Source organism: Pseudomonas sp. LBUM1673 (assembly GCF_059695645.1).
Window position 1 is genome coordinate 3,409,274 of sequence record NZ_CP166780.1, and the last position, 25,789, is coordinate 3,435,062.

Consider the following 25,789-nt stretch of genomic DNA (forward strand, 5'->3'; position numbering starts at 1 on the left):
GAGAGCCCGCCATGTCACAGAGCGCCGCAGCTACCCTGGCCACCGCTGACGACAAAAACGCCGTCTACAAACGCATTACCCTGCGCTTGATCCCCTTCATCTTCATCTGCTACCTGTTCAATTACCTCGACCGGGTGAACGTCGGGTTTGCCAAACTGCAGATGCTCGACGCGCTGAAATTCAGCGAAACCGTATACGGCCTCGGCGCCGGGATCTTCTTCATCGGCTACGTACTGTGCGGCGTACCGAGCAACCTGGCCCTGAGCAAATTCGGCCCGCGACGTTGGATCGCGCTGATGATGATCACTTGGGGCACGCTGTCGACCTGCCTGCTGTTCGTCACCACGCCCACCGAGTTCTACACCCTGCGTCTGTTTACCGGTGCCGCCGAAGCCGGGTTCTTCCCGGGCGTGGTGCTCTACCTCTCGCAGTGGTTTCCGACGTTCCGCCGTGGTCGCATCATGGCGTTGTTCATGTCGGCGATCCCGGTGTCCGGTCTGCTCGGCAGCCCGTTTTCCGGCTGGATTCTCAATCACTTCGGCGCAGGGCAAGCTGGTTTGGCCGGCTGGCAGTGGATGTTCCTGCTGCAAGGCATTCCGACCGTTATCCTCGGCGCCCTCGCCTACTTCCTGCTCAGCGACAGTTACGCCAACGCCAAGTGGCTGACGCCTTACGAACGATCGGTGCTTGAAGCCGATCACGCAGAAGACCTGGCCAGCAAACCTAAAACCGCCACCGATTCCCTGCTGGCGGTGTTCAAGAACCCGGCGATCTGGGCCTTCGGCCTGATTTATTTCTGCATCCAGAGCGGTGTCTACGCGATCAACTTCTGGCTGCCGTCGATCATCAAGAACCTCGGTTTCAGCGACAACCTGGTGATCGGTTGGCTCAGTGCGATTCCGTATCTGCTGGCGGCGGTGTTCATGTTGATGGTCGGTCGCTCGGCGGACCTGCGCAAAGAACGCCGCTGGCACTTGGTGGTGCCGATGTTGATGGGTGCGGTGGGTCTGTTGATCGCGGTGAACTTCGCCGCCAACCCGGCCATCGCCATCCTCGGCCTGACCATTGCCACCATGGGCGCCCTCACCGGCCTGCCGATGTTCTGGCCGGTGCCGACGGCGATGCTCAGCGCCGGTGCGGCGGCGGGTGGTTTGGCGTTGATCAACTCCATGGGGCAGATGGCGGGTTTCCTTAGCCCGTACCTGGTGGGTTGGGTCAAGGACAGCACCGGGTCGACCGATGCGGCGCTTTACCTGCTGGCGGGTGTGATTGTTTGTGGGAGTTTGTTGGCGTTGCGCATGACGCGGACGTTGCGGGTTTAAGGTTCAGTGAAAACAAAAAACGGCCCTTTCGGGCCGTTTTTCATTTCGGGTAGGTGCGGATGCTTTTGTGGCGAGGGAGCTTGCTCCCGCTGGGTTGCGAAGCGACCCCAACCTGCAACCGCGTATTTTCAGGCACACCGCATAAACCGGTTTTGCGACTGCTTCGCAGCCGAGCGGGAGCAAGCTCCCTCGCCACAGATGTTCTATCGCCTCAGGTTCAGCCCTGCGGGTCGAGGTTATCCAGCACTCGATTGACCGCCAGCTCACCGATCATCACGACCTGTTGTATCCCGAGCATCGTGTTGCGATGCGGCGCGCCCACCAACGCGGCGAAATCACTGAGCATCACACTTGCCGATGCCAGGGATTCACAGGCGTGAGCCAGCAAACTTTCCGTGTCGACATCAGGCGCAACCATAAACATCTTGCTTGGCTTGCGGGCGGCATCAGGTTCTTTCGGGGGTTTGAGGTAATGATCGAGCGCGCGATCTGCAGCTTCGTGGAGTTTTTTGGAATTGGGGGATTCGTAGGGGGAAACGTCGTCGGTTTCCGGAGGATTTGGCGTTGGTTTGAACATAGGTGGAGCTCCAGGCAAGACGTAAAAGGAGCCATCACCCTCGCTACCAAACGAAGGGTGGCGGCCATACGCAGGTTGGTAGACCGGTTACCTGGTGCAAAACCCGGCGCATCCGAGGACGCCCTACGCATGACTGCCATAAAACAGAAGACGAAAAAGGTCTCTGCATTACGTTGCGTTATGCGACAGGTAACCGGGCTACCAAACCCGATCGCTGTTGTTCAGCGACAGGGCAAACGATACAACCCGGGCTCATGGCGCACTAGCCGGCGGATTCTGGCGTAGTCGTAGGCAACGGCGCAAGGATGTGTAGCCCCTGAGCGCATCCGTCAATGCGATTTAAACATTGCTGTTTATTGCCACTTATCCAGTGTGGGAGCGGGCCTGTGGCGAGGGGGCTTGCCCCCGTTGGGTCGCGAAGCGGCCCCGGCATTTCAAAGTTAAACCGCATGCAACGGGTTTACGACTGCTTCGCAGCCGAACGGGGGCAAGCCCCCTCGCCACAGGTCGCTCCCACAGGGGGGGCTGAGTCGATAATTCCGATTGCTCCCAGTCACGGTTCTGGTATTTGATTAGGGCTTTCTGACCGGTAAAAGGATTTCGTCATGAGCTATCGCACGCTGGGTCATTCGGGTTTACAGGTGTCGACCCTCACATTGGGCACCATGATGTTCGGCGAACAGACCAGCACCGAAGATTCCTTGCGAATCATCGACAAGGCCTGGGACCAGGGCATCAACTTCATCGACACCGCGGACGTGTACACCAACGGCCGCTCTGAAGAGATCGTCGGTGAAGCGATCGCCAGTCGTCGCCATGAATGGGTGCTCGCCACCAAGGTCGGCTACGGCCCGGTGGACGGTGTGCCGAACCGCACCGGTCTGAGCCGCAAGCACCTGTTCAACGGCATCGACGCCAGCCTGACGCGGTTGGGCACCGATTATCTGGACATCTATTACCTGCACCGCGAAGACCACGACACGCCACTGGAAGTCACGGTGTCGGCCATTGGCGATTTGATCCGTCAGGGCAAGATTCGCTACTGGGGCCTGTCAAACTACCGTGGCTGGCGCATCGCCGAGGTGATTCGTGTGGCCGACAAACTCGGTGTCGACAGGCCGGTTATCAGTCAGCCGCTGTACAACATCGTCAACCGTCAGGCGGAAACCGAGCAAATCACTGCCGCGCAAAATTATGGCCTGGGCGTGGTGCCTTACAGTCCTTTGGCGCGCGGTGTGCTCAGCGGCAAGTACGCACCGGATGTGACCCCGGACGCCAACAGCCGCGCCGGGCGCCAGGACAAACGTATTCTGGAAACCGAATGGCGGGTCGAGTCGCTGCGCATTGCCCAACAGATCCAGGAATACACTCAGGGCCGTGGCGTAGGCATCGTCGAGTTCGCCATCGCCTGGGTACTGAACAACGGCGCCGTGACCTCGGCCATCGTCGGCCCGCGCACCGAAGAACAGTGGGACGCGTACACCAAGGCGCAGGTGGTGAAGATCACGGCTGAAGACGAGGTGTTTATTGATTCGTTAGTGACGCCGGGGCACGCATCGACGCCGGGGTTCAATGACGTGAGCCATTTTGTGTCGGGGCGTAGACCGCGCATGGCTTGAGATTTATCGCTCCCGTCGATCACAAGATCTATTGGCGCTCACGGCCTACTGTGGGAGCGGGCTTGCTCGCGAAAGCGGTGGGTCATTCAACATCGATGTCGACTGGCACGGCCTCTTCGCGAGCACGCCCGCTCCCACATTAGGTTTGTGTTGATCAACCACGTATCCTCTGCGCCCGCTTCAGGCTCAATCAATATCACACGAGGGCAGTTTGTCTAAAGGTATCGCTTTATCGGTCGCAGCCTCGATGCTGTTTGCCATCATGTACTACTACACTTCGCTGCTCTCACCCTTGAACGGAGTGGAGATCTTCGGTTGGCGAATGCTGCTGACCGCGCCGTGCATGACCGTGTTCATGGTGGTGTCCGGCGAATGGAAGCGCGTGATCGAGATTGTTCGGCGGCTGGCCGGCAAGCCGAAGTTACTGGTCGGGGTGGTCGGCTCTTCCGTGTTGCTGGGCCTGCAACTCTGGTTGTTCATGTGGGCACCGCTCAACGGTTATAGCCTTGACGTGTCGCTGGGGTATTTCCTGTTGCCGCTGTCCATGGTCCTGACCGGGAGGGTCGCCTATGGCGAGCGTCTTTCCTACCTGCAGAAAATAGCCGTGTTCTTCGCCACCCTCGGCGTGCTCAACGAGCTGTATCAGGTCGGCGGTTTTTCCTGGGCGACCTTGCTGGTGGTGGTCGGTTATCCGATCTACTTCATCCTGCGCAAACGTCTGGCGACAGACAACCTTGGCGGGCTCTGGCTGGACATGGCCGTGATGCTGCCGGTGGCGTTCTGGTTCGTGCAGGGCGGTGAACAAGGTTTCGGCGTCTTCGACCAACATCCGTGGCTGACACTGCTGATTCCGCTGCTCGGCGTGATCAGCGCTTCGGCGCTGGTGGTCTACATCATTGCCAGCCGGCTGCTGCCGTTCAGCCTGTTCGGGCTATTGAGTTATGTCGAGCCGGTGCTGTTGCTCGGCGTTGCGTTGCTGTTGGGGGAAAGCATCAAGGCCGGCGAATGGCTGACCTACATTCCAATCTGGCTGGCGGTGGTGGTGTTGGTGTTTGAAGGGTTCAAGCACCTGGTCCGGCAACGACGCCGGCCGATGTAATTGTAGGAGCGAGGCTTGCCCGCGAAGCCTTTAGCGTCTTCAAGGTCCCCTTCGCGGGCAAGCCTCGCTCCTACAATGGTTTTGCGTGATCCGAAAATGGTTTGCATGATCCCCAAATGGTTTTGCGTCAGCCAAAAAAAAGCCCGGCCAGCATTACTGCTGACCGGGCTTTCTTGCATCTGAAACGGTTTAATCGGTGGAGAGTACACCCCGACGAACCTGGTCACGTTCGATGGATTCGAACAACGCCTTGAAGTTGCCTTCGCCGAAACCATCGTCGCCTTTACGCTGAATGAACTCGAAAAACACCGGGCCCATCAGGGTTTCCGAGAAGATCTGCAGCAGCAGACGCTTGTCGCCCGATTCGGATGAACCGTCGAGCAAAATGCCCCGCGCTTGCAGTTGATCGACCGGCTCACCGTGGTTCGGCAAACGGCCTTCGAGCATTTCGTAGTAAGTGTCTGGCGGCGGCGTCATGAAGCGCATACCGATGCTTTTCAAGTGATCCCAGGTCTTGATCAGGTCATCGCTGAGGAACGCCACATGCTGGATGCCCTCGCCGTTGAACTGCATCAGGAACTCTTCGATCTGCCCGGCCCCCTTGGACGACTCTTCGTTCAGCGGGATGCGGATCATGCCATCCGGCGCGGTCATGGCCTTGGAGGTCAGGCCGGTATATTCGCCCTTGATGTCGAAGTAACGGATTTCGCGGAAGTTGAACAGCTTCTCATAGAAGTTGGCCCAGTAGGCCATGCGACCGCGATACACGTTGTGGGTCAGGTGGTCGATGATCTTCAGGCCGGCCCCGACCGGATTGCGGTCAACGCCTTCGATGAACACGAAGTCGATGTCGTAGATCGAACTGCCTTCACCGAAACGGTCGATCAGGTACAGCGGCGCACCGCCGATGCCTTTGATCGCCGGCAGGTTCAGCTCCATCGGACCGGTCTCGATGTGGATCGGCTGGGCGCCGAGTTCCAGGGCACGCTTGTAGGCCTGTTGCGAATCCTTGACCCGAAACGCCATGCCGCACACTGACGGGCCGTGTTCGGCCGCGAAGTACGACGCTACGCTGTGGGGTTCGTTGTTGAGGATCAGGTTGATCGCGCCCTGGCGATACAGGTGCACGTCTTTGGAACGGTGGGTCGCGACCTTGGTGAAGCCCATGATCTCGAAGATCGGCTCCAGGGTGTTGGGAGTCGGCGATGCGAGCTCGATGAACTCAAAGCCCATCAGGCCCATTGGGTTTTCGTATAAATCTGCCATTTTGGCGCCTCATCATTTTTATCAATTAACGAATGTTAGTTGCTAGCAATGCTGAGACCGGTGGGTGGCGCGCAGGAGATGCCCCGCACGCTGCGGGCGAGGAAGTCACCGTAGATCAATTGAAACCCAAATATCTTCATTGTCGACCCAAGGCTCTTGCGGGCGAGGCTTCTGCTGCCAGAAGACGATTATTCTTATATGCGTAACCCGATTCTACACAGCGTAAATAAGTTTGTCCGCCTTCTTATAAAATCCCCCTTTTCGTGGCTTGCGCAAGCGGTTTGTTGCACAGAAAAATCCCGGCCAGGATCAGTCCGCCGCCCAGGCACATCGCCAGTGTCAATTGCTCGCCCAGCAACAACGCGCCGAGGAGAACGGCGGTCAGCGGATTCAAGGCGATGAACACGCCCGAGCGCGTCGCGCCGATTTTGCGGATACCGTCGTAATAACCGATGTAGGCCAGCGCCGAACCCAGCACGCCCAGGTACATCAAGCTAAACCATTGTTGCGGACCGAGGCTGATGAGTGCGCTGGCGTTCACTTCACCACGCATGACAGTGGTCACCCACAGCATCAGCGTGCCCAGCAAAATCGAGTAGGTCACCGTCTGCACCGGCCCCAGCGTCTGATTCAGGCCTTTGGAGAACAGCGAGTAAATGCCCCAGCCGAGCACGCAGCCCAAGATCAACAGATCGCCGATCCAGGCATCGGCGTTGCCGGCCAGTAACTGCGGATTGCGGCTGACGATGACCAGACTGGCTCCGGCAATGCAGATCGCGATACCGGCCACTTTCGCCCGGCTCAGTCGCTCCTTGAACAGCAGCCACGACGCCAGCCCGATCACGGCCGGGTTCAACGCCACGATCAATGACGCCCGTGACGCGTTGATGTAATGCAGCCCGTAAAAGAAACACAGGTTGTAGAAAAAGATCCCGAAAAACCCCAATAACACCAGTCGCAACCATTGCCGAGGGTTGGGCCGCACCAAGGGCACTCGCGCCAACAACAGAAACAGCAGCAATGCCGCGCTCGCCAGCAAGAACCGCAGGCTCGCGGCCAATAACGGACTGAGGCTGTCGGCCAGAAACCGCCCGGCGACAAACGTCCCGCCCCAGATCATGGTGACTGCCGCCAGTTTCAGATAAACCGGCACATCCGAAGAATTCGCAAGGGTCTGTTCACACGTAGTCATAAGTCTCCACCATCAGAAATCGGGCACATTGGGTAATTTCCGCCGAGACGCGCTCCTTGTAGCAGCTGGCGAAGCCTGCGTTCGGCAGCGCAGCAGTCGTAAAATCAGGCAACCGGCTCTTTCAGGAGACCCGTGTACGCCGGATTGCGAGGACTTCGTCCTCGAACGCAGCCTCGCGGGCTCGGCAGCTGCTACAGATTGCGACTGGCATCGACACATGGCGTATCCTTGGACTAATGCCTAATCATCGTAAAATGAGTAAATACTCATGACCCTGACTCAACTCGAAATTTTCTCGCTGGTGGCCGAGCTGCGCGGCTTCACGGCGGCGGCCCATCGTTTGGGAATTTCCCAATCTGCGGTTTCTCACGCGTTCAAGTCGCTGGAACAGGAGTTGGGGGTTGAACTGCTGCGCCGACATCAGTCCCAGGTTGAGCTGAGTGACATCGGCCAACAGTTACTACTGCGCGCTCGGGCGATGCTCGGGTTGGCCAACACCTTGCGCCAGGAAGCGGCCGATGCTCGCGGAATGAAGCGCGGTACCCTGCGCATCGGCTCGTTCGGCCCAACGTCATCGATCAAACTGCTGCCGAGGATCTTGCAGCATTACCGCGCCGCACACCCGGGCATCGAGGTGCACATCGACGAAGGTCCGGACCGCCAGGTGATCCAGTGGCTGGAAGAGCGGCGTATCGATATCGGATTTGTGGTGCTACCCCAAGAGCGTTTCGACACGGTTGTACTGATCGAGGACCAGATGGTCGCGCTGCTGCCTGCCGATCATGTGCTGGCCCGTCGCGACAGCTTGAGCTTGAGTGACTTGTGTCACGACCCTTTTGTGCTGACTGAGGCCGGGTCGTCGGAACTGGTGTCGCGCTTATTCAATGCCGCGCGGTTGACTCCGAACATTCGCTATCGCTGCTCACAGCTGCTCAGCACGCTGGACACCGTGGGCCGTGGCGATGCCCTGAGCGTCGTCGCCGAAGGTTCCCTGCCGGACGACAACGACAGCCGTTACGTGAAAAAACCGCTGTCACCACCGATCAGCCGGCAGGTCGGTCTGGCGGTGCTCGATCAGCGTCAGTCATCACCTGCAACCTTGGCCTTCATCAAACTGGCCTCAAACCTGACGCAGACTTCATTAGTGCATTAAGTGATCATTAACTAACCACTTTAAGCGGCGAGATTCACGATTATGCGCACCAAATTGAATCAAAAGACTATTCTCGTTACATGAAGAAAAAGTCAGGATTTACTCTTGGCCGATTAACTACTACAATTTTTCATACCTGTGCAGAACTGGCAGGTGAGCCATTATCACCGAGTCGCTTCAAGGCTCTTGGCTTATAGCTTTGTTTGCGGTTGGTATCAGCCAAACACACTATTGGAGTAAAGATATTGTCCAGACTCGCTGAATTCCGTGCAGCTGAAAAAGCCCTTCAAGTACAGCTCAAGCAGTTGGAATCGCTGAAGAACGATGCCGGGCTCAAAAAAGAAATCGAATTCGAAGAAAAGCTCCAGGGGCTGATGAAAACCTACGGCAAGAGCTTGCGTGACATCATCGCCATCCTCGATCCGAACCCGGCGAAATCCGGCCTGCAGCAGGCAACAGCGCCTAAAACCCGCCGCGCTCGCGTGGTCAAGGTTTATCAGAACCCGCACACCGGTGAACTGATTGAAACCAAGGGTGGCAACCACCGCGGCCTGAAAGCCTGGAAGGAACAATACGGTGCAGCCACCGTTGATTCCTGGCTGCGTGGCTAAGCACGCGCGGTCATGAAAAAGCCCTGCCAATGCAGGGCTTTTTCATGGTTAGCGTCTAAATGCAACGATAGTCGCCGATCAACTCGTTACATGCCGATCAACTTTATGCTTAATCCCTTTGGCTATCTAAAGAATGCCGAGCACGCTGAAATCTACTGATACGCAAACCTTAAACTAAAGTTTCAAGCTGTTTCGAGCAGCCTCTATGTCGCCCTGACTTGCCTTATAAACCTCAGCCTGCCCCGCATAGGAAAGAACATAGGCCTTATCGGCGTCCACCGCAGCGACCAATGTTTGAGACAGCACATGTCTACCGTTCTGCGTAATCGTACAGGTAGTTTCCAGCGCCGATAGTCGGCTCAAGGTAGTCGGGTGAATTTTGCTGCAAACACTCTGATACCCACTCTGAAAAAAGTCCTTCTGCACTGACTTGCGCATCTCCAGCAACACACCCTCCAGATTCACCTGATGACCGCTTTCCACTTGAGTCATGGTCAACTCCATCACCATCACCGGTGTACCGTCCTGGTCGTTTTTGACCGCGCGCTGCCGGGAAACCTGTGGCTTGGTCTCGTCTTGCGGAACGGCCTCAACGGTCCATCCGTTTGGCCAAGTCACGACCGGAGCTTCTGCATGAGCGCTGGTAACACCTGAAAGCAGACACATCAGGACGAAAGTCGATTGAAAGAATCGGATCATTACAATGAACACTCACGGATTGAGCCGCAAAGTCTGAGGCTCACCCGGCTGTCAGGCAAGCCTGCGGTTTTGGTTTGGCGATGCCAGGCCCCTTGCGTATCATTGTGATCATTAGGGGGCGTTCTCAATCAGTTTCCCCGCCGCGCCGGAAACTGATTGAGAACGCCCCCTAGCCCCACTTATTTTCCGGAGGGCCCATGAGCCTGCACGAACTCAATACATTTCCCGGTGTGACTGCTCAACCCGACACCGCCACCCAGAATTTCGTCTTCAACCACACCATGCTGCGGGTCAAGGACATCACTCAGTCGCTGGATTTCTACACCCGCGTCCTGGGTTTTACGCTGGTGGAGAAACGCGATTTCCCGGAAGCCGAGTTCAGTCTGTATTTCCTGGCGCTGGTCGATAAAAACCAGATCCCGGCCGATGCCGCTGCTCGCACCGAGTGGATGAAATCGATCCCCGGCATTCTCGAACTGACCCACAACCACGGCACCGAGAACGACGCGGCTTTCGCCTACCACAACGGCAACACCGACCCGCGCGGTTTCGGCCATATCTGCATTTCGGTGCCGGACATTCGCGCCGCGTGCGAACGCTTCGAGGCGCTGGGCTGCGACTTCCAGAAACGCCTGAACGACGGCCGCATGAAGAGCCTGGCCTTCATCAAGGACCCGGATGGTTACTGGGTCGAGATCATTCAACCGGCCCCGCTGTAAGCCCCATCACCCATCCCCTGTGGGAGCGGGCTTGCTCGCGAAAGCGGTGTGTCATTCACCAATGATGCTGGCTGAAAGTCCGCCTTCGCGAGCAAGCCCGCTCTCACAATTTGGAATGTACAAGGCATAAAAAACCCCACGATCGCTCATGGGGTTTTGTATTTTTCAGCGTTGGTGTTATGCCGGTGCCGAAGTGCGGATCAAGTGATCAAATGCGCTCAGGGAAGCCTTGGCGCCCTCGCCCACCGCAATCACGATCTGCTTGTAAGGCACGGTAGTCACGTCACCGGCCGCGAACACGCCGGGTACCGACGTTTCACCGCGGGCATCGACGATGATCTCACCGCGTGGCGACAGCTCGATGGTGCCTTTGAGCCAATCGGTGTTTGGCAACAGACCAATCTGCACGAAGATCCCTTCCAGCTCGACAGTGCGCAACTCGTCCGACTGACGATCCTTGTAGCGCAGGCCATTGACCTTCTGGCCGTCGCCGGTCACTTCAGTGGTTTGCGCACTGGTGATCACGGTCACGTTCGGCAGGCTGTGCAACTTGCGCTGCAATACCGCATCGGCGCGCAGTTGTACGTCGAACTCCAGCAGGGTCACATGGGCCACGATACCCGCCAGGTCGATGGCCGCTTCGACACCGGAGTTACCGCCGCCAATCACCGCCACACGCTTGCCTTTGAACAGCGGACCGTCACAGTGCGGGCAGTACGCCACGCCCTTGTTGCGGTATTGCTGCTCACCCGGAACGTTCATTTCACGCCACCTTGCACCGGTCGCCAAAATCACGGTCTTGGCTTTCAAGGAAGCGCCGCTGGCGAAATGGATCTCGTGCAGTTCGCCATTTTTGCCCGGCACCAGCTTGTCGGCGCGTTGCAGGTTCATGATGTCCACGTCGTACTGCTTGACGTGTTCTTCCAGTGCCACAGCCAGTTTCGGCCCTTCGGTTTCCTGCACGGAGATGAAGTTCTCGATGGCCATGGTGTCGAGCACCTGACCGCCAAAACGTTCGGCCGCCACACCGGTGCGAATGCCTTTACGAGCAGCGTAGATCGCCGCCGAAGCACCGGCCGGGCCGCCGCCGACGACGAGCACGTCAAAGGCTTCTTTGGCGCTGATCTTCTCTGCCTGACGCTCGATGCCGCTGGTGTCGATCTTGGCGAGGATTTCCTCCAGGCCCATGCGGCCCTGGCCGAAGTTCACACCATTCAGGTAAACGCTTGGCACGGCCATGATCTGACGCTCGTCAACTTCAGCCTGAAACAGCGCGCCATCGATAGCGACGTGGCGGATGTTCGGGTTCAGCACGGCCATCAGGTTCAACGCCTGGACCACATCCGGGCAGTTCTGGCAGGACAGCGAGAAGTAAGTCTCGAAGTTGAACTCGCCTTTGAGCGAGCGGATCTGTTCGATCACTTCGATACTGGCCTTCGAGGGGTGGCCGCCAACTTGCAGCAGGGCCAGCACCAAGGAGGTGAATTCGTGGCCCATGGGGATGCCGGCGAAACGCAGGCTGATATCGGCTCCCGGGCGGTTGATCGAGAACGATGGTTTACGCGCATCGTTACCGTTGTCGAGCAAGGTAATCTGGGTGGAAAGACTGGCAACGTCTTTGAGTAACGCGAGCATTTCCTGGGATTTCGCACCGTCGTCGAGGGATGCAACGATCTCGATCGGCTGGGTGACCCGTTCCAGGTACGATTTCAACTGGGCTTTAAGATTGGCGTCCAACATACGGGCGATTTCCTATTCTTTTGATCAGACATAAAAAAACGCCCGAGCGAATCTCGCCCGGGCGTTTTTGAGGGCGGTGCAGCTTACTTAGGAGGTGCGGAATTCCGCCCTGGTGAAGCGCGTCACAGACTTAGATCTTGCCGACCAGGTCCAGGGACGGAGCCAGAGTGGCCTCGCCTTCTTTCCACTTGGCTGGGCAAACCTGGCCTGGGTGAGCAGCAACGTACTGGGCAGCCTTGATTTTGCGCAGCAGCTCGGAAGCGTCACGGCCTACACCGCCGTCGTTGAGCTCAACGATTTTGATCTGGCCTTCCGGGTTGATCACGAAGGTGCCACGGTCAGCCAGACCAGCTTCTTCGATCAGCACGTCGAAGTTGCGGGAGATGACATGAGTCGGGTCGCCGATCATGGTGTACTGGATTTTGCCGATGGCTGGCGAAGTGTTGTGCCAGGCAGCGTGGGCAAAGTGGGTATCGGTGGAAACGCTGTAGATTTCGACGCCCAGTTTTTGGAACTCGGCGTAGTTGTCAGCCAGGTCTTCCAGTTCGGTCGGGCAAACGAAGGTGAAGTCAGCCGGGTAGAAGAACACGACAGACCACTTGCCTTTCAGGTCGGCGTCCGACACTTGTACGAAGTCGCCATTTTTGTAGGCGGTAGCTTTGAACGGTTTAACTTGGCTGTTGATGATAGGCATCGTTGACTCTCCGTCAGGGGTTAAGAAGTTGATGGAGTGAACTTTACCCACTCGACGGACGGATGGCTCATTGGCAAACCTGATGCTGCTGATTGGTTTTCGCTATTAGCAGAGCGTATTAATAGAAGAAAACGTGATCTACGGCGCCAACGGCTTTTCAGCGATTCGGGTCATCCCGAGGAACGGGCGGGCTTCAACATAGCGCATGGCGGACTTCATATCCTTCCAGCCCACGTAACTCATCAACGACTTCAAATCCCAACCGCTCTGATGGGCCCAAGTCGCAAAGCCACGTCGCAAGGAGTGACTGGTGTAGTGCTCGGCAGGAATGCCGGCGCGCTCCAGTGCCTGGCGCAACAACGGGACCACGCTATTGGCGTGCAAGCCCTCCTCGCTCAAATGCCCCCAGCGGTCGATACCCCGAAACACCGGCCCGCGAACCAACGCCGCTTCAGTGATCCATTGGATATAGGCCTGCACCGGACACAAGCGCTGCAAGGCTGGCGTCTGGTAAGTCTGGCCGAGGTTCTCGCGGTCGCTCTTGCTGCGTGGCAGGTAGAGGGTGATGCCCGAACCCGCGCTGGCCTGCACATGTTCAATCTGCACACGGCACAACTCATCGCTACGGAAACCGCGCCAGAAGCCCAGCAGGATCAGCGCCGTGTCGCGCCGAGCCCTTAATAAACCCGGTTGATCGCCCTGCGCCTTGGCGGTTTGCGCCTCCTGCTCCAACCAGGTAACCACTTGCTCCAAATGCCGAAGCTGCAACGGCTCGGCCTGTTTCTCCTGGGCTGGGTGCAGCGCGCGAATGCCCTTGAACACTTTGCGCACCACGGGTGCCTTGGTGGGATCGGCAAACCCCTGGCTGTTGTGCCACTGCGCCAGCGCGGACAAGCGCAACTTCAAGGTATTGATCGACAGCACGCCCGCGTGGGCCACGAGATAGCGCGCCACGCTGTCACTGGTCGCCGGCAGGAAACCGCCCCAACTGACTTCGAAATGCTCGATGGCCGCGCGATAGCTGCGACGGGTGTTGTCGCGTGTGGCGGCTTGCAGGTAGCGATCCAGTTCAGTCATGGGCTCAGTTCTCGAAAACGTACCGCGTTGGCGATAGAAAACCCGGATTACGGCGTATCACACGGGGTAATACCAGTATATCCCGCATGATGGATTTCATAACTTTAACTTTATTCTCAGCATGGTACATTGCGTATATTAGTGGTATGTACCACAGTATGAAATCGTAGGAGAACACATGGCACGTGGCGGCGTAAACAAGGCACTGGTGCAGGCGGCACGCTCAGCAATCCTCGCAAGGGGCGAGCACCCAAGCATCGACGCGGTACGGATCGAGATGGGCAATACCGGCTCAAAAACCACGATCCATCGCTATCTGAAGGAGCTCGATGACGGCGCCGAGCCCGCGCAAACACCTTCCGAGCCTATCGATGACGAGCTGGCAGGGCTGGTGTCGCGGCTGGCACAACGCCTGAAAGAGCAGGCGCAAGAGCCCATCGACCAGGCACGCGCGCAGTTCGAGCAACAACGAAAAGAACTGGAAACCCGGCTGCACGAGGCCCGTACGGCCAATACCGAATTGCAACAGCAATACGAAATTCAAAGCCTGGCACTGACCCAGGAATCAGCGGAACTGCAAGACACCCGCTCCATGCTGCAAACCGAGCAAACCCGCAACGCCGGACTGAACCAGGCGCTGGCGGATTTCGAACTGCGCTTGCAGGACAAGGACGAGCAGATCCGCTCACTGGAAGAAAAGCACCAGCACGCCCGCGAAGCGCTGGAACACTACCGCAACGCCGTCAAGGACCAGCGCGAGCAGGAACAGCGACGCCACGAAGGCCAAGTGCAGCAGATTCAAATGGAATTGCGTCAGGCGCAGCAAAGCGCATTGGTACGCCAGGATGAAATCACCCAACTGCATCGCGACAACGAGCGTTTACTGACGGAAAACCGCGGAACGCTGCGGGAGTTGAGCCTGTCGCAAGAGCAACTCAAACACACCAACAGTCGACAGGATCAGCTGCTGGAACAGGTCAACCGTATCGACAGCGAACGCACCCTCCTCCAGGAACGCTTGCGCATCGCCTTGCTGGAAAGCCAGTCACTCAAGCAGAACATCGATGAACAGTTGCACATCAACAAAGCGCTGGAAGTCGAACTGATCAAGTTGCAGGCAAGCCTGGATGAAAGCGTGCGCCTGGCGGCTGTCGTTGCGACAGGGCCAGACGCATCAGCCTCGCGTAAGGACGATTAACCCGCGACCGGCGTACGCATGGTGACGAACTCTTCGGCGGCCGTCGGATGCACGCCGATGGTTTCATCGAAATCGCGCTTGGTCGCGCCCGCCTTCAGGGCAATCGCCAGCCCCTGAACGATCTCGCCAGCCTCGGGGCCGACCATGTGGCAGCCCAAGACCTTGTCGGTCTTGGCGTCCACCACCAGCTTCATCAAGGTGCGCTCCTGGCATTCGGTCAGGGTCAACTTCATCGGCCGGAAACGGCTTTCGAAGATCACCACATCGTGCCCGGCCTCTCGCGCCTCTTCTTCGGTCAGGCCGACAGTGCCGATGTTCGGCAAGCTGAACACGGCGGTCGGGATCATCTTGTAATCCACCGGACGATATTGCTCGGGCTTGAACAAACGTCGCGCCACAGCCATGCCTTCGGCCAGAGCGACCGGCGTCAATTGCACTCGACCAATCACATCGCCCAGAGCCAAAATCGATGGCTCTGCGGTTTGATACTGCTCATCAACCTCGACAAAACCTTTCTTGTCGAGCTTGACGCCGGTGTTTTCCAGCCCTAGGTTGTCGAGCATCGGACGCCGACCGGTGGCGTAGAACACACAGTCCGCCTCCAACTCACGACCATCCTTGAGGGTGGCTTTCAGGCTGCCGTCGGCTTGCTTGTCGATGCGCTCGATATCAGCATTGAACTGCAGGTCCATGCCGCGCCTGGTCAACTCTTCCTGCAAATGTTTGCGCACCGCACCGTCGAAACCACGCAGGAACAGATCACCGCGATACAGCAGCGTGGTCTCGGCACCCAGCCCCTGGAAAATCCCGGCAAACTCCACCGCAATGTAACCACCACCGACCACCAGAACACGCTTGGGCAGCTCTTTAAGGAAGAATGCCTGATTGGAACTGATCGCGTGCTCGTGCCCCGGAATCTCCGGAATTTGGGGCCAGCCACCGGTAGCGATCAGGATGTTTTTGGCGGTGTAGCGCTTGCCATCGAACTCGACGGTATGCGGATCGACGATTTTCGCGTGACCTTCATGCAAGGTCACGCCGCTGTTGACCAGCAGATTGCGGTAGATGCCGTTCAGGCGATTGATCTCGCGATCCTTGTTGGCAATCAACGTCGCCCAGTCGAACTCGGCCTCACCCGGGGTCCAGCCGAAGCCTTGCGACTGCTCGAAGTCTTCGGCGAAGTGCGCGCCATAGACCAGCAATTTTTTCGGCACGCAGCCGACGTTCACACACGTGCCGCCCAGATAGCGGCTCTCGGCCACGGCGACTTTCGCCCCGAAACCGGCCGAAAACCGTGCAGCCCGCACACCGCCGGAACCGGCACCAATCACATAAAGGTCAAAATCGTAGGCCATTTCTATCTCCTCGGCAGGCCACCAGCATACCTGCGGGCGGCTGTTGAGCAAGCATTGCGCTGAAATGCTCGGGCCGTGCGATGCGCGGCCCAACCTTCGTTTTCGATCAATGCCCCTCTGCAGATTGCGCTTTCGGTGCCCGCAGAGTGCGCCAAGCAATCAAAATCGCCATGAGTGCCAGACCGAACGTCACCCATGAAACCAAACCGATTCCACCTTCGAAGGCCCTTCCCGCCTGCGTCATCAATTCCCTTGCTTGATCACCCGACAAGTCTGCCGCCACATGATGGGCGCCAGATAGCGTCTCACTTGCCAGCATCATCTGCACTTCGCTCAGAAACCCCGGAAGCTGCAATGCACCGCGATAGTAGGCGGTGACGACACCGCCGAGCACTGTCGTCCCCACACCCACACCCACCTCATAGGCCGTTTCGCTAATGGCCGACGCGGTGCCCGCCTTTGCCGGCGGTGCGGCTGACAAAATCACATCATTGGACACCGTCGCGATCGCGCCCACGCCAATGTTCAGCAAGGCAAAAGCCACCACTAGAACGGTCAGGCTACTGCCCATGCTGGCGACCAGCAAAAACGCCGCTCCAGCAAACGCCATCAAAATCGGTATCAGCACATGCACCGGTAATCGCTGTGCGACAGGCACGACCGCCATCCCTACTACGATCGCCATGATCTGACCAGGGACCAGCGCGAGGCTAGCACTCAAGGGCGACATCTGAAGAACGATCTGCAGGAACTGAGTAGTAAAGAATACGAAGCCGACGAGAAACGCGAGACTCATCAAATTGATCGCGACAGAGCCGCTAAAGGTGCCACTGCGAAACAGACTCAGGTCCATCAGCGGCACTGGCAGACGTAACTGCCGACGCACAAACAGCCAGCCCGCAACTGCACCTACTGCAAATGCTGTCAGCGCCATCCAGTCGATACCATTACTGGCGCTGTGTTTAATTGGCACCAAGGGCTGCCATCGATTGCAGGATGCTTATCGGATCCAACGGTCCTGAAGCATCTCGCTCGGATTCGGGCAACAACAATGGCCCCAATACCAGCAGCGGCACCAACACGGGCACCGCCAACAGGAAAATCGACCCCCAACTGAAGAACTCCAGCAACACCCCGCCCACCAAAGGACCGAGTGCCAAGCCGACCGTCAACGTCGTTGCCCAGATCGCGACTGCTAGCCTACGTTCTTCTCGATCCTCGAACACCGAACGTATCAACGCCAACGTTGAGGGCATCAGCATCGCACCGAAAACGCCCATACAAGCTCGCCTGGCAATCAGTTGCGTGGCGGTATCGGAATACGCGGTTAACACCGACACAATGGCAAAACCCAAAGACCCGACCAGCAACAACTTACGATGACCGATTCGATCCCCCAGACTACCCATCGACACCAGCAATCCCGCCAACACCAGCGAATAAGCATCGATCATCCACAACTGCTGGCTAGCGGTCGGACGCAGGGCCTCGGCAATCTTTGGTAACGCGAATCCAAGCACCGTATTGTCAACTGTCACCAGCAATACAGGCAGCATTAGCACGCTTAGCCCTAACCAACGTTTTGATCTTGCTCCGCGGTGTGTCGCCTCACTTGTTAATGCCATGGGTAAAACTCCTTTTTGCACACAAAAAAAATCACGGGACATTTCTCAATGCGCCCGTGAAACGTTTCCTACGCGCTTCCTTGGCGAGGATTTAATCAGTTCAGTAGTGAAAAAACGTGCTGACAATCGACAGCTCCGGAATTCAAACGGCTGCCCAATGTATCTGAAACGCCCTGTAGGTCACTTCTGAACTCGTCGTAACCCTGATCTGTAGGATCAGGCTGAAGTGTTGATGGGCTGAAAAGCCTTTTTTTGCCTGTCGCCCGCACAAAAGCAAACGCCCCGAACAAGTCGGGGCGTTTGCTTGGGCCTTCACCAGTGTGTTTTCACACAGTTTGAAGGAGGCTTTTCAGTACAAGCAGCTCAGGCGCTATCAGTAAGCCTTGCCAGTCTTGTAGAAGTTCTCGAAGCAGAAGTTGGTCGCGTCGATGTAGCCTTCGGCGCCACCGCAGTCGAAACGCTTGCCTTTGAACTTGTAGGCCATGACGCAACCGTTTTGCGCCTGCTTCATCAGGGCGTCGGTGATCTGGATTTCGCCGCCCTTGCCTGGCTCGGTCTGTTCGATCAGGTCGAAGATGTCCGGGGTCAGGATGTAACGACCGATGATCGCCAGGTTCGACGGCGCATCTTCAGGCTTTGGTTTTTCAACCATGCTGTGAACGCGGTAGATGTCGTCGCGGATCATTTCACCGGCAATCACGCCGTACTTGTGAGTTTCTTGCGGATCGACTTCCTGAATGGCAACGATCGAGCAGCGGAACTGCTTGTACAGCTTGACCATCTGGGTCAGTACGCCGTCGCCTTCCAGGTTTACGCACAAGTCATCAGCCAGTACCACGGCGAACGGTTCGTCGCCGATCAGCGGACGGCCAGTCAGAATCGCGTGGCCCAGGCCTTTCATTTCGGTCTGGCGAGTGTAGGAGAACGAGCACTCGTCGAGCAGTTTACGGATGCCGACCAGGTATTTTTCCTTGTCGGTGCCCTTGATCTGATTTTCCAGCTCGTAGCTGATGTCGAAGTGGTCTTCCAGGGCGCGCTTGCCGCGACCGGTGACGATGGAGATTTCGGTCAACCCGGCATCCAGTGCTTCTTCGACGCCGTACTGGATCAGTGGCTTGTTTACCACCGGCAGCATTTCTTTGGGCATGGCTTTAGTCGCTGGCAGGAAGCGAGTACCGTAACCGGCTGCTGGGAACAAGCATTTCTTGATCATATAAGTCCTTGAAAGGGCTGTGTGTACGAGTTTCGGCGCAGTCTAATCAGGCGGCGTGCACCTTACAATGCCCCGCACTGGCTAACCGATGCCATCATAGAGAAATATTCTGATGGATAGTTCCGCAGATTAGCTGCATAACCTCTTATAGATAGCAGAGATCGACAGAACTGCACGACTATCAGCCGACAGAAAATCTCCCCCACACTACACCCATTGGCACCCGTTGAGGGCATTTGGCGCTATCATTGCCCGATTGAACCAGCCAACGAGGCAGATAGATGTCGGCAGCAAAAAGCGTCAACGGGTACCTGATCAATCAAGCGAAAGACGGCCAGTGGTGGGTGGACAGTGTCGGCGGCGAGAATATTGCCGGGCCGTTCCCTACAGAAGCGTTGGCGATTGAAGTGGCATCCGTGTTGCAGGATCAACCGGCAGCCCCAAAGCGGCGCGGCAAGGACAAGCCTTGAGCTGAACCTGACATGACCGCAGCCCTGCCTTTGCGCAGGGCTTTTTTGTGATTGCCTGTAACGAAGTGGCCATTCGCTATAATCTTTCGATGCAGCCGCTGTCATAGCGTTTAGCCCTCATCATCGACGACGACCACGACATGAATAAATTTTTGCCACTGATTGCGGTACTGGCCTTGAGCGGCTGTGCCACGTCCGAAACCACGTACCTGAAGAATGGTGAGCAAGGCCTGAGCATCGATTGCTCCGGGGAAGCCAACGATTGGGCCAGTTGCTACGAAAAAGCCGATGCCTCTTGCGCCGGCACCGGCTATCGGATTGTCGGTACCGACGGCACACCGTCGACCGAGGAAAGCGACAAGACCCTGGGCGTCGACGTCGGCAATTACAAGAACCGCAGTGTGGTAGTGGTCTGCAAGTAGGGTTCCCAATGCCGATAAGTTAAGAAACTTGAGCGACGCAAATCCTGTGGGAGCGTGGCTTGCCCGCGAAGAACGATGACGCGTAATACCTGAAAAACCGCGGCGCATTCTTCGCGGGCAACCCACGCTCCCACAGGTTCGGTATCTTAATTTACCGGCATTAGGGCTCCCCCTGCCCTACATATGGATTTCGGCGAACTTGATCCCGAGCCCGCGCACGGTCTCGATCAAATCGTCGAGGCGGCTGAAGGACTCCACTTCATCGTTGTCATCCACCAGAAAATAACTGCGCCCGGCGCTTTTCTTGAAAAACACGATCCATTCTCCCGGATTCGCCGGGTTCTGAATCACATGGGTGGCAGAGATATGACCCTCTGCATGGCGCTCCCGTACCTGCTCTCGCTTCATGCTTGACTCCAGAAATGACAATGCCGTCAAAGCACGACTTTGACGGCATCGATGCTGACTGGCGGTAGTTTATCAGCCGGATATGCACGCGGTGGCGGCATTGCGCACATCCCATGGGCGCAATGGCACGTTGGAGATGCGCTCATGCAGCTTGATGCTGCTGCCGCCGGAGCGGTCTTCAATTTCAAATACCGCTGCCGGCCCCGAGGAGAACTTCTGCGGCACGATAACCCGCACACCTTCCTTTTGCGGCTCGACTTGCAGGGCTCCACGGCTATCGGCCAACTTCTCGGCCAGGCATTGCGCGTACTCGTGGGGTTTCTTGCCTGAAATCACGCTCATGGTGGGCAGCGACTCATTGATGTCCGAGACAGTCGCACATCCACCCACTGCCAATGCCAACGGCACGACCAGAACACCCCTATTCATATAAAATCTCCGGTAAAGACCCTCCGACAGCACAAATACTGTTTTTCTCCGAGGCTCACTGCTTTTATCGCTCATAGAATTCCGAATAACTGTTTTTAATTGTCAAAGCGGACCTCCAGGGCCGGATAATAACCTGTTCGGGCTGATAAACTGCGCCAATCTCCCATGCTATCGTTTTGATTTTGTAGAAAAAGCCCTACTGGAGGCGCCTCATGAAATTTATCCACCAGCGCGAGCACCTCAACGAAGACGACATCGTCGTCATCCAGTGCTCCCAAATGTGCAACATCCGCTTGATGAACGACGCCAACTTCCGCAGCTTCAAGAATGGCGGCCGTCACACTTACCACGGCGGCGCATTCGACACCTTCCCGGCCCGGATCACTGCACCGAGCACCGGTTTCTGGAACATCACCATCGACACGGTCAATCGCCGGCCGATCAGCGTGACGCGCAAACCGACCCTGACGCACTCGATCAAGATCATCCGCCGCTCCAGCTCGAAACTGAGCTGAGCCCACACGATAACAAGCAGGTATGACCGTGGCCCAAACGACCAAGTACGTCATCAAATACAAACTCAACGGCGAGCGCCGCTTCGAATTTGCCCAACTTGAACACGGCACCGCAGAAGAAGCCAAGGCTGCACTGGACGTCATTCATGGCCAGACTGAAGACGTCATCAGCGAGATCAGTGTGAGCAAAGCGCTGTAATGCCCTGCGGAGCGAACAACATGGACGTCTGCTCCCGGCATTGAAATTCGACCGCAAGCGCCGGAGTGCCCACTCTGGCACCGCTCACTAAACTGGCCGCCTCGACCTTTTGGTCAAGGAGTCAGAGCCCTTGTTTACCGATACGATTCACAACCATACCCTCGACTGGGCCAGGCTGGAGCAGCATCTCGATCAGGATGGCTGCGCGATCATCAGGTCGCTTTTAAGCCATGAGACCTGCGATGAAATCAGCGCCCTGTACGACCGGCCCGAGGCCTTTCGCTCGAAAGTGGTGATGGCTCGCCACGGTTTTGGCCGTGGCGAGTACAAATACTTCAGGTACCCGCTGCCGGATCCGGTGGCCCGGTTGCGCAGCGCGCTTTACCCTCGACTGGTGCCAATTGCCAATCGCTGGTACGAAAGCATGGACCTGCCGACCCGCTTTCCCGAGTCGCATGAAGCGTTTCTGCAACGCTGTCATGCCGCCGGTCAGGAACGCCCGACGCCCTTGTTGCTGCAATACGGGCCACAGGACTACAACTGTCTGCATCAGGATCTGTACGGCGAACACGTCTTCCCGCTGCAAGTGGCGATTCTTCTGTCAGAACCAGGGGAAGATTTCACCGGCGGCGAGTTTGTGCTGACCGAACAACGCCCGCGAATGCAATCGCGCCCGCAAGTCATCGGCCTGAAGAAAGGCGACGCGTTGATTTTTGCCGTGAATCAGCGCCCGGTAAAAGGCGTTCGCGGCTATTACCGAGTGACCATGCGCCACGGCGTGAGTCGCCTGCACAGTGGAAAACGGCATACCCTTGGAATCATCTTTCACGATGCGTTATGACCCCATGAGCCCGATCACCTTCGATCTGTTTGCCGACGCCGAACCCGAACGGGAACCCAGGCGCGAGCAGATTGGTGAACAATCCTTCGTTCTTAGAGGCTTTGCCCTGCCCTGGCTCGACCGGTTGCTGCCGGCACTGGAGGCGGTTCTGGCAGCGGCGCCCTTTCGGCAGATGGTCACGCCCGGCGGTTTTACCATGTCGGTGGCCTTGAGCAGTTGCGGCACCTGGGGCTGGACGACTGACCGCAGCGGCTACCAATACACCCGCAACGATCCGCAGACCGGCGCGCCCTGGCCTGAAATGCCCGAGGTGTTTTTCGAACTGGCCCAAGCGGCGGCGCGAGAGGCAGGGTTTATGGCGTTCGTACCGGATTCCTGCCTGATCAACCGCTATGTTCCCGGTGCCAGAATGTCGTTGCATCAGGACAAAAACGAAGGTTCCTACGCGGCCCCCATTGTGTCGGTGTCCTTGGGGTTGTCGGCGACGTTCCTGTTCGGTGGCTTTGAACGAAGCGCCAAAAGCCAACGCGTGCCACTGCTCCATGGCGATATCGTGGTCTGGGGCGGCGCGGACCGTTTGCGTTATCACGGCGTATTGCCGATCAAGGAGGGGTATCACCCTCGCTTGGGCGAACAGCGGATCAACTTCACCTTTCGTGCCGCGGGATGAAACAGTCGAATTCGACCGCAAGACCCGGAGTGTGGCGTCTCTGCCGGCTGGTTAATCTGCATGAAACAGGTCAACGGACATGAAGCCATGACAACTCATTCGAAAAATATCGCCACCGAGAACGATCCTCGCTGGGCCGCCGTGATCGCGCGCGATTCCCGCGCCGATGGGCAGTTTGTGTATGCAGTGAAAACCACCGGCATCTACTGCCGCCCCAGCAGCCTGGCACGACTGCCGAAACCGCAGAACGTCGAATTCTTCGATACGGCCGAACAAGCTCAGGCGGCGGGTTATCGCCCCAGCAAACGGGCCGCGAAAGATCAAAGCGACGTCGCCGCACAACACGCCGCGACCGTAGCCGCCGCGTGCCGTCATATCGAATCCGCCGAGACATTACCGGCGTTGGATGAACTGGCGGACGCGGCCGGCCTGAGCAGTTTCCACTTCCATCGCGTGTTCAAGGCCATCACCGGCCTGACTCCCAAGGGCTATGCCACCGCCCATCGTTCACGCAGGGTTCGCGAGCGCCTGACAGATGGCGGCACGGTCACCGACGCGCTGTATGACGCCGGATTCAACTCCAACAGCCGTTTCTATGAGGCGGCGGATCAACTGCTGGGCATGAAACCCGGTGACTACCGTGCGGCCGGGCAGAACAACGACATTCGTTTTGCCGTCGGCCAGTGTTCCCTCGGGGCTATTCTGGTGGCACAAAGTGAACGCGGTGTCTGCGCGATTCTACTGGGGGACGACCCGCATCAATTGGTCTGTGATCTACAGGACAAGTTTCGGCGCGCCAATCTGATTGGCGCCGATCATGAGTTCGAGCAGCTGATCGCCAAAGTGGTGGGTTTTATCGAAGCACCAGCCCTCGGCCTGGACCTGCCGCTGGACGTACGCGGCACGGCGTTTCAGGAGCGGGTGTGGCAAGCCCTGCGAGAGATTCCCGTCGGCAGCACCGCCAGTTATGCCGATATCGCTCAGCGCATCGGCGCACCGAAAGCCGTGCGCGCCGTGGCCCAGGCCTGTGGCGCGAACAGCTTGGCGGTGGCAATCCCTTGCCATCGCGTAGTGCGCAGCGACGGCAACCTGTCGGGCTATCGCTGGGGCGTGGAGCGCAAGCGTCAGTTGCTGGAGCGTGAAAACGCGGCTGAGTCCTGAATGCCGATATAGACCGCCACGGACTCCGGACCGGTGTAGACCTCGAAGTCCGTGGCGAACTTGCGGCGAACCTGCGGGTTATCCTCGAAGTAGGCCCAGATCAGGCCCCAAGTCTGAATGACGCTGTCCGGCATCGGCCCTTTGGCGCTGAACACCAAGTAATCGCCGCCCTCAATCTGAACCTGCGCAAAATCCTCGGAGGGCGCGGTAACCGCCACACCCGCGGTCACATCGAAGTGGCCCGACGCGTCGGACTCGTAGTTGGAATAGACGCCATACATAAAGGAGTCCGGCTGTTTGTGGGCGATCTTGTCGAACATCTCCTCAACGAAAAATTGTTCCCACATAGGGCCGATACGCGCGGTATCTGGCTGCTGCTCTGCGGCATTGAGGGTGCGCACCTGCAAACCCGAGACGCTAAAGGGCAGCACTTCACGCAGTTTTACATCCATGGTCGATATTTCCTTGTCTCTACAGTTTGTCTGTTGGATTTGCGGTGCAGCGGTCAACGATTGACGTCGACCACCACCCGACCGCGCAACTGGCCGGCGAGCAAGCGCGGTGCGGCGTCGATGGCTTCGCCCAAACCGATTTCGTGGCTGATCAACGGCAGCAAGGCGAAGTCCAGATCCTTGGCCAGGCGATTCCAGGCAAGTATCCGCCTGGCTTTGGGTTGGGTCACGCTGTTGATGCCGGCCAGGGTCACACCGCGCAAAATGAACGGTGCCACGGAGGCGGGAAAGTCCATGCCTTGCGCCAGACCGCAGGCGGCGACGGTGCCGTTGGCTCGGGTGCTGGCGCAGGCATTGGCCAGCGTGTGGCTGCCGACAGAGTCGATCACCGCAGCCCAACGCTCTTTGGCCAGCGGTTTGCCCGGCTCGGACAATGCGGCGCGATCGATGATCTCACTGGCACCCAATTGCTTGAGGTAGACGTGTTCGGCGGTACGGCCGGTGGAGGCCACCACGCGATAGCCGAGTTTGCTCAGCAGCGCGATGGCGAAACTGCCTACGCCGCCGTTGGCGCCCGTCACCAGCACGTCGCCTTGCTCGGGATTCACGCCGTTATGCTCCAGCGCCAGGATGCTCAGCATCGCTGTGTAGCCGGCCGTGCCGATGGCCATCGCTTGCGCGGCGGTGAATGCTTCGGGCAACGGGATCAGCCAGTCGCCATTCAGGCGAGCTTTCTGTGCCAATCCGCCCCAGTGTCCTTCGCCCACGCCCCAGCCGTTGAGCAGGACTTGATCGCAGACCTTGTAGTCCGGATGACCGCTGACTTCGACAGTGCCCGCCAGATCTATCCCCGGCACCATCGGGAATTTGCGCACCACCGGGCTGCTGCCAGTGATCGCCAGGCCATCCTTGAAGTTCAGCGTGCTGTACGCCACGCGCACCGTTACATCACCCTCGGGTAATTGATCGTCACTGATCTCTTGTAGCGTGGCCCGGTAACCGCTGTCGCCTTTGTCGATCAAAATGCCTTTGAACATCGCAGCCTCCCAATGAAATCACTCAG

General features: G+C 57.9%; 29 protein-coding genes. 14 read left to right on the forward strand and 15 right to left on the reverse strand.

The genetic code is table 11. The features are described 5' to 3' along the window. Positions 1–11: 11 nt before the first annotated feature. Positions 12–1,322 carry an MFS transporter gene (locus ACA044_RS15645; RefSeq protein ID WP_497442227.1) on the forward strand — a complete coding sequence of 437 codons (1,311 nt, stop codon included), beginning with the start codon at positions 12–14 and terminating at the stop codon, positions 1,320–1,322. Between the two features lie 217 nt (positions 1,323–1,539). Here the strand turns inward: ACA044_RS15645 and ACA044_RS15650 are convergent, their stop codons facing one another. Continuing rightward, the gene (locus ACA044_RS15650) at positions 1,540–1,899 is read right to left on the reverse strand and encodes a DUF6124 family protein (RefSeq protein ID WP_497442228.1); all 360 of its coding nucleotides are present in this window, start codon (positions 1,897–1,899) and stop codon (positions 1,540–1,542) included. Between the two features lie 605 nt (positions 1,900–2,504). Between ACA044_RS15650 and ACA044_RS15655 the strand changes: the two genes are divergently transcribed. After that, on the forward strand, positions 2,505–3,518 hold the full coding sequence (locus ACA044_RS15655; protein ID WP_497442229.1) for an aldo/keto reductase: 1,014 nt from the start codon (positions 2,505–2,507) through the stop codon (positions 3,516–3,518). A gap of 211 nt (positions 3,519–3,729) precedes the next feature. Next, positions 3,730–4,617: an EamA family transporter RarD gene (rarD, locus tag ACA044_RS15660; protein WP_497442230.1), complete on the forward strand. Its 888-nt coding sequence runs from the start codon at positions 3,730–3,732 to the stop codon at positions 4,615–4,617. 189 nt (positions 4,618–4,806) lie between these two features. Here the strand turns inward: rarD and hppD are convergent, their stop codons facing one another. Next, positions 4,807–5,883, reverse strand: coding sequence for a 4-hydroxyphenylpyruvate dioxygenase (gene hppD / locus ACA044_RS15665; RefSeq protein ID WP_497442231.1), 1,077 nt, complete (start codon positions 5,881–5,883; stop codon positions 4,807–4,809). A gap of 244 nt (positions 5,884–6,127) precedes the next feature. Then, a complete protein-coding gene (locus ACA044_RS15670; protein ID WP_497442232.1) occupies positions 6,128–7,075 on the reverse strand; it encodes a DMT family transporter in 948 nt (315 codons plus the stop codon). Positions 7,076–7,343: 268 nt separating this feature from the next. Here ACA044_RS15670 and ACA044_RS15675 point away from each other — a divergent pair, with 268 nt between their 5' ends. Beyond that, complete coding sequence (locus tag ACA044_RS15675) at positions 7,344–8,228, forward strand: LysR family transcriptional regulator (RefSeq protein ID WP_497442233.1); 885 nt, start codon at positions 7,344–7,346, stop codon at positions 8,226–8,228. Between the two features lie 245 nt (positions 8,229–8,473). Continuing rightward, the gene (locus ACA044_RS15680; protein ID WP_497442234.1) at positions 8,474–8,839 is read left to right on the forward strand and encodes a histone-like nucleoid-structuring protein, MvaT/MvaU family; all 366 of its coding nucleotides are present in this window, start codon (positions 8,474–8,476) and stop codon (positions 8,837–8,839) included. A gap of 174 nt (positions 8,840–9,013) precedes the next feature. Here the strand turns inward: ACA044_RS15680 and ACA044_RS15685 are convergent, their stop codons facing one another. After that, positions 9,014–9,538, reverse strand: a complete 525-nt coding sequence (locus ACA044_RS15685) for a DUF4946 domain-containing protein (protein ID WP_497442235.1) — start codon at positions 9,536–9,538, stop codon at positions 9,014–9,016. 197 nt (positions 9,539–9,735) lie between these two features. Between ACA044_RS15685 and gloA the strand changes: the two genes are divergently transcribed. Next, on the forward strand, positions 9,736–10,257 hold the full coding sequence (gene gloA, locus ACA044_RS15690; protein WP_497442236.1) for a lactoylglutathione lyase: 522 nt from the start codon (positions 9,736–9,738) through the stop codon (positions 10,255–10,257). A 177-nt stretch (positions 10,258–10,434) separates the two neighbouring features. Here gloA and ahpF read toward each other — a convergent pair whose 3' ends face one another. The 3 genes from ahpF to ACA044_RS15705 all read right to left on the reverse strand — a co-directional run bounded on the left by ahpF (position 10,435) and on the right by ACA044_RS15705 (position 13,768). Continuing rightward, on the reverse strand, positions 10,435–11,997 hold the full coding sequence (gene ahpF / locus ACA044_RS15695; protein WP_497442237.1) for an alkyl hydroperoxide reductase subunit F: 1,563 nt from the start codon (positions 11,995–11,997) through the stop codon (positions 10,435–10,437). A 130-nt stretch (positions 11,998–12,127) separates the two neighbouring features. Then, the gene (ahpC, locus tag ACA044_RS15700; protein WP_095079203.1) at positions 12,128–12,691 is read right to left on the reverse strand and encodes an alkyl hydroperoxide reductase subunit C; all 564 of its coding nucleotides are present in this window, start codon (positions 12,689–12,691) and stop codon (positions 12,128–12,130) included. 138 nt (positions 12,692–12,829) lie between these two features. Next, positions 12,830–13,768 (reverse strand): site-specific integrase, encoded by a 939-nt coding sequence (locus ACA044_RS15705; RefSeq protein ID WP_497442238.1) that lies wholly within the window; start codon positions 13,766–13,768, stop codon positions 12,830–12,832. 178 nt (positions 13,769–13,946) lie between these two features. On the opposite strand from ACA044_RS15705, the gene ACA044_RS15710 reads away from it, so the two are divergent. After that, entirely contained in the window at positions 13,947–14,966 is a 1,020-nt protein-coding gene (locus ACA044_RS15710) for a DNA-binding protein (RefSeq protein WP_497442239.1), read from the forward strand. On the opposite strand, the gene gorA is transcribed toward ACA044_RS15710, so the two are convergent. The 4 genes from gorA to galU form a co-directional block, all read right to left on the reverse strand. Next, complete coding sequence (gene gorA / locus ACA044_RS15715) at positions 14,963–16,321, reverse strand: glutathione-disulfide reductase (RefSeq protein WP_497442240.1); 1,359 nt, start codon at positions 16,319–16,321, stop codon at positions 14,963–14,965. The two genes, ACA044_RS15710 and gorA, sit on opposite strands and share 4 nt — an antisense overlap. 106 nt (positions 16,322–16,427) lie before the next feature. Further along, the gene (locus ACA044_RS15720) at positions 16,428–17,294 is read right to left on the reverse strand and encodes an MFS transporter (protein ID WP_497442241.1); all 867 of its coding nucleotides are present in this window, start codon (positions 17,292–17,294) and stop codon (positions 16,428–16,430) included. After that, positions 17,284–17,946 carry an MFS transporter gene (locus ACA044_RS15725; RefSeq protein ID WP_497442242.1) on the reverse strand — a complete coding sequence of 221 codons (663 nt, stop codon included), beginning with the start codon at positions 17,944–17,946 and terminating at the stop codon, positions 17,284–17,286. Before ACA044_RS15725 ends, ACA044_RS15720 begins: the two co-directional genes overlap by 11 nt. Before the next feature lie 373 nt (positions 17,947–18,319). Beyond that, entirely contained in the window at positions 18,320–19,159 is an 840-nt protein-coding gene (galU, locus tag ACA044_RS15730; protein WP_007900040.1) for a UTP--glucose-1-phosphate uridylyltransferase GalU, read from the reverse strand. A 281-nt stretch (positions 19,160–19,440) separates the two neighbouring features. Here galU and ACA044_RS15735 point away from each other — a divergent pair, with 281 nt between their 5' ends. Then, on the forward strand, positions 19,441–19,629 hold the full coding sequence (locus ACA044_RS15735) for a hypothetical protein (RefSeq protein ID WP_008012859.1): 189 nt from the start codon (positions 19,441–19,443) through the stop codon (positions 19,627–19,629). A gap of 140 nt (positions 19,630–19,769) precedes the next feature. Next, complete coding sequence (locus ACA044_RS15740) at positions 19,770–20,051, forward strand: hypothetical protein (protein ID WP_497442243.1); 282 nt, start codon at positions 19,770–19,772, stop codon at positions 20,049–20,051. Between the two features lie 177 nt (positions 20,052–20,228). On the opposite strand, the gene ACA044_RS15745 is transcribed toward ACA044_RS15740, so the two are convergent. Both ACA044_RS15745 and ACA044_RS15750 read right to left on the reverse strand, forming a co-directional pair. Further along, complete coding sequence (locus ACA044_RS15745; RefSeq protein WP_027922990.1) at positions 20,229–20,459, reverse strand: hypothetical protein; 231 nt, start codon at positions 20,457–20,459, stop codon at positions 20,229–20,231. A gap of 72 nt (positions 20,460–20,531) precedes the next feature. Then, positions 20,532–20,888: a hypothetical protein gene (locus ACA044_RS15750; RefSeq protein WP_497442244.1), complete on the reverse strand. Its 357-nt coding sequence runs from the start codon at positions 20,886–20,888 to the stop codon at positions 20,532–20,534. 212 nt (positions 20,889–21,100) lie between these two features. On the opposite strand from ACA044_RS15750, the gene ACA044_RS15755 reads away from it, so the two are divergent. The 5 genes from ACA044_RS15755 (at position 21,101) to ada (ending at position 24,274) form a co-directional block, all read left to right on the forward strand. After that, positions 21,101–21,403, forward strand: coding sequence for a DUF1883 domain-containing protein (locus ACA044_RS15755; RefSeq protein WP_007900033.1), 303 nt, complete (start codon positions 21,101–21,103; stop codon positions 21,401–21,403). Positions 21,404–21,425: 22 nt separating this feature from the next. Continuing rightward, positions 21,426–21,602, forward strand: a complete 177-nt coding sequence (locus ACA044_RS15760; RefSeq protein WP_497442245.1) for a hypothetical protein — start codon at positions 21,426–21,428, stop codon at positions 21,600–21,602. A gap of 130 nt (positions 21,603–21,732) precedes the next feature. Then, the gene (locus tag ACA044_RS15765; protein WP_497442246.1) at positions 21,733–22,443 is read left to right on the forward strand and encodes a 2OG-Fe(II) oxygenase; all 711 of its coding nucleotides are present in this window, start codon (positions 21,733–21,735) and stop codon (positions 22,441–22,443) included. After that, on the forward strand, positions 22,433–23,113 hold the full coding sequence (gene alkB, locus ACA044_RS15770; protein ID WP_497442247.1) for a DNA oxidative demethylase AlkB: 681 nt from the start codon (positions 22,433–22,435) through the stop codon (positions 23,111–23,113). The genes ACA044_RS15765 and alkB overlap by 11 nt, the downstream gene beginning before the upstream one ends. A gap of 87 nt (positions 23,114–23,200) precedes the next feature. Beyond that, complete coding sequence (ada, locus tag ACA044_RS15775) at positions 23,201–24,274, forward strand: bifunctional DNA-binding transcriptional regulator/O6-methylguanine-DNA methyltransferase Ada (protein WP_497442248.1); 1,074 nt, start codon at positions 23,201–23,203, stop codon at positions 24,272–24,274. Here the strand turns inward: ada and ACA044_RS15780 are convergent. Both ACA044_RS15780 and acuI read right to left on the reverse strand, forming a co-directional pair. Then, positions 24,238–24,726 carry a GyrI-like domain-containing protein gene (locus ACA044_RS15780; protein WP_497442249.1) on the reverse strand — a complete coding sequence of 163 codons (489 nt, stop codon included), beginning with the start codon at positions 24,724–24,726 and terminating at the stop codon, positions 24,238–24,240. The two genes, ada and ACA044_RS15780, sit on opposite strands and share 37 nt — an antisense overlap. Positions 24,727–24,779: 53 nt before the next feature. Further along, a complete protein-coding gene (gene acuI / locus ACA044_RS15785; protein ID WP_497442250.1) occupies positions 24,780–25,763 on the reverse strand; it encodes an acrylyl-CoA reductase (NADPH) in 984 nt (327 codons plus the stop codon). Between the last annotated feature and the right edge of the window lie 26 nt (positions 25,764–25,789).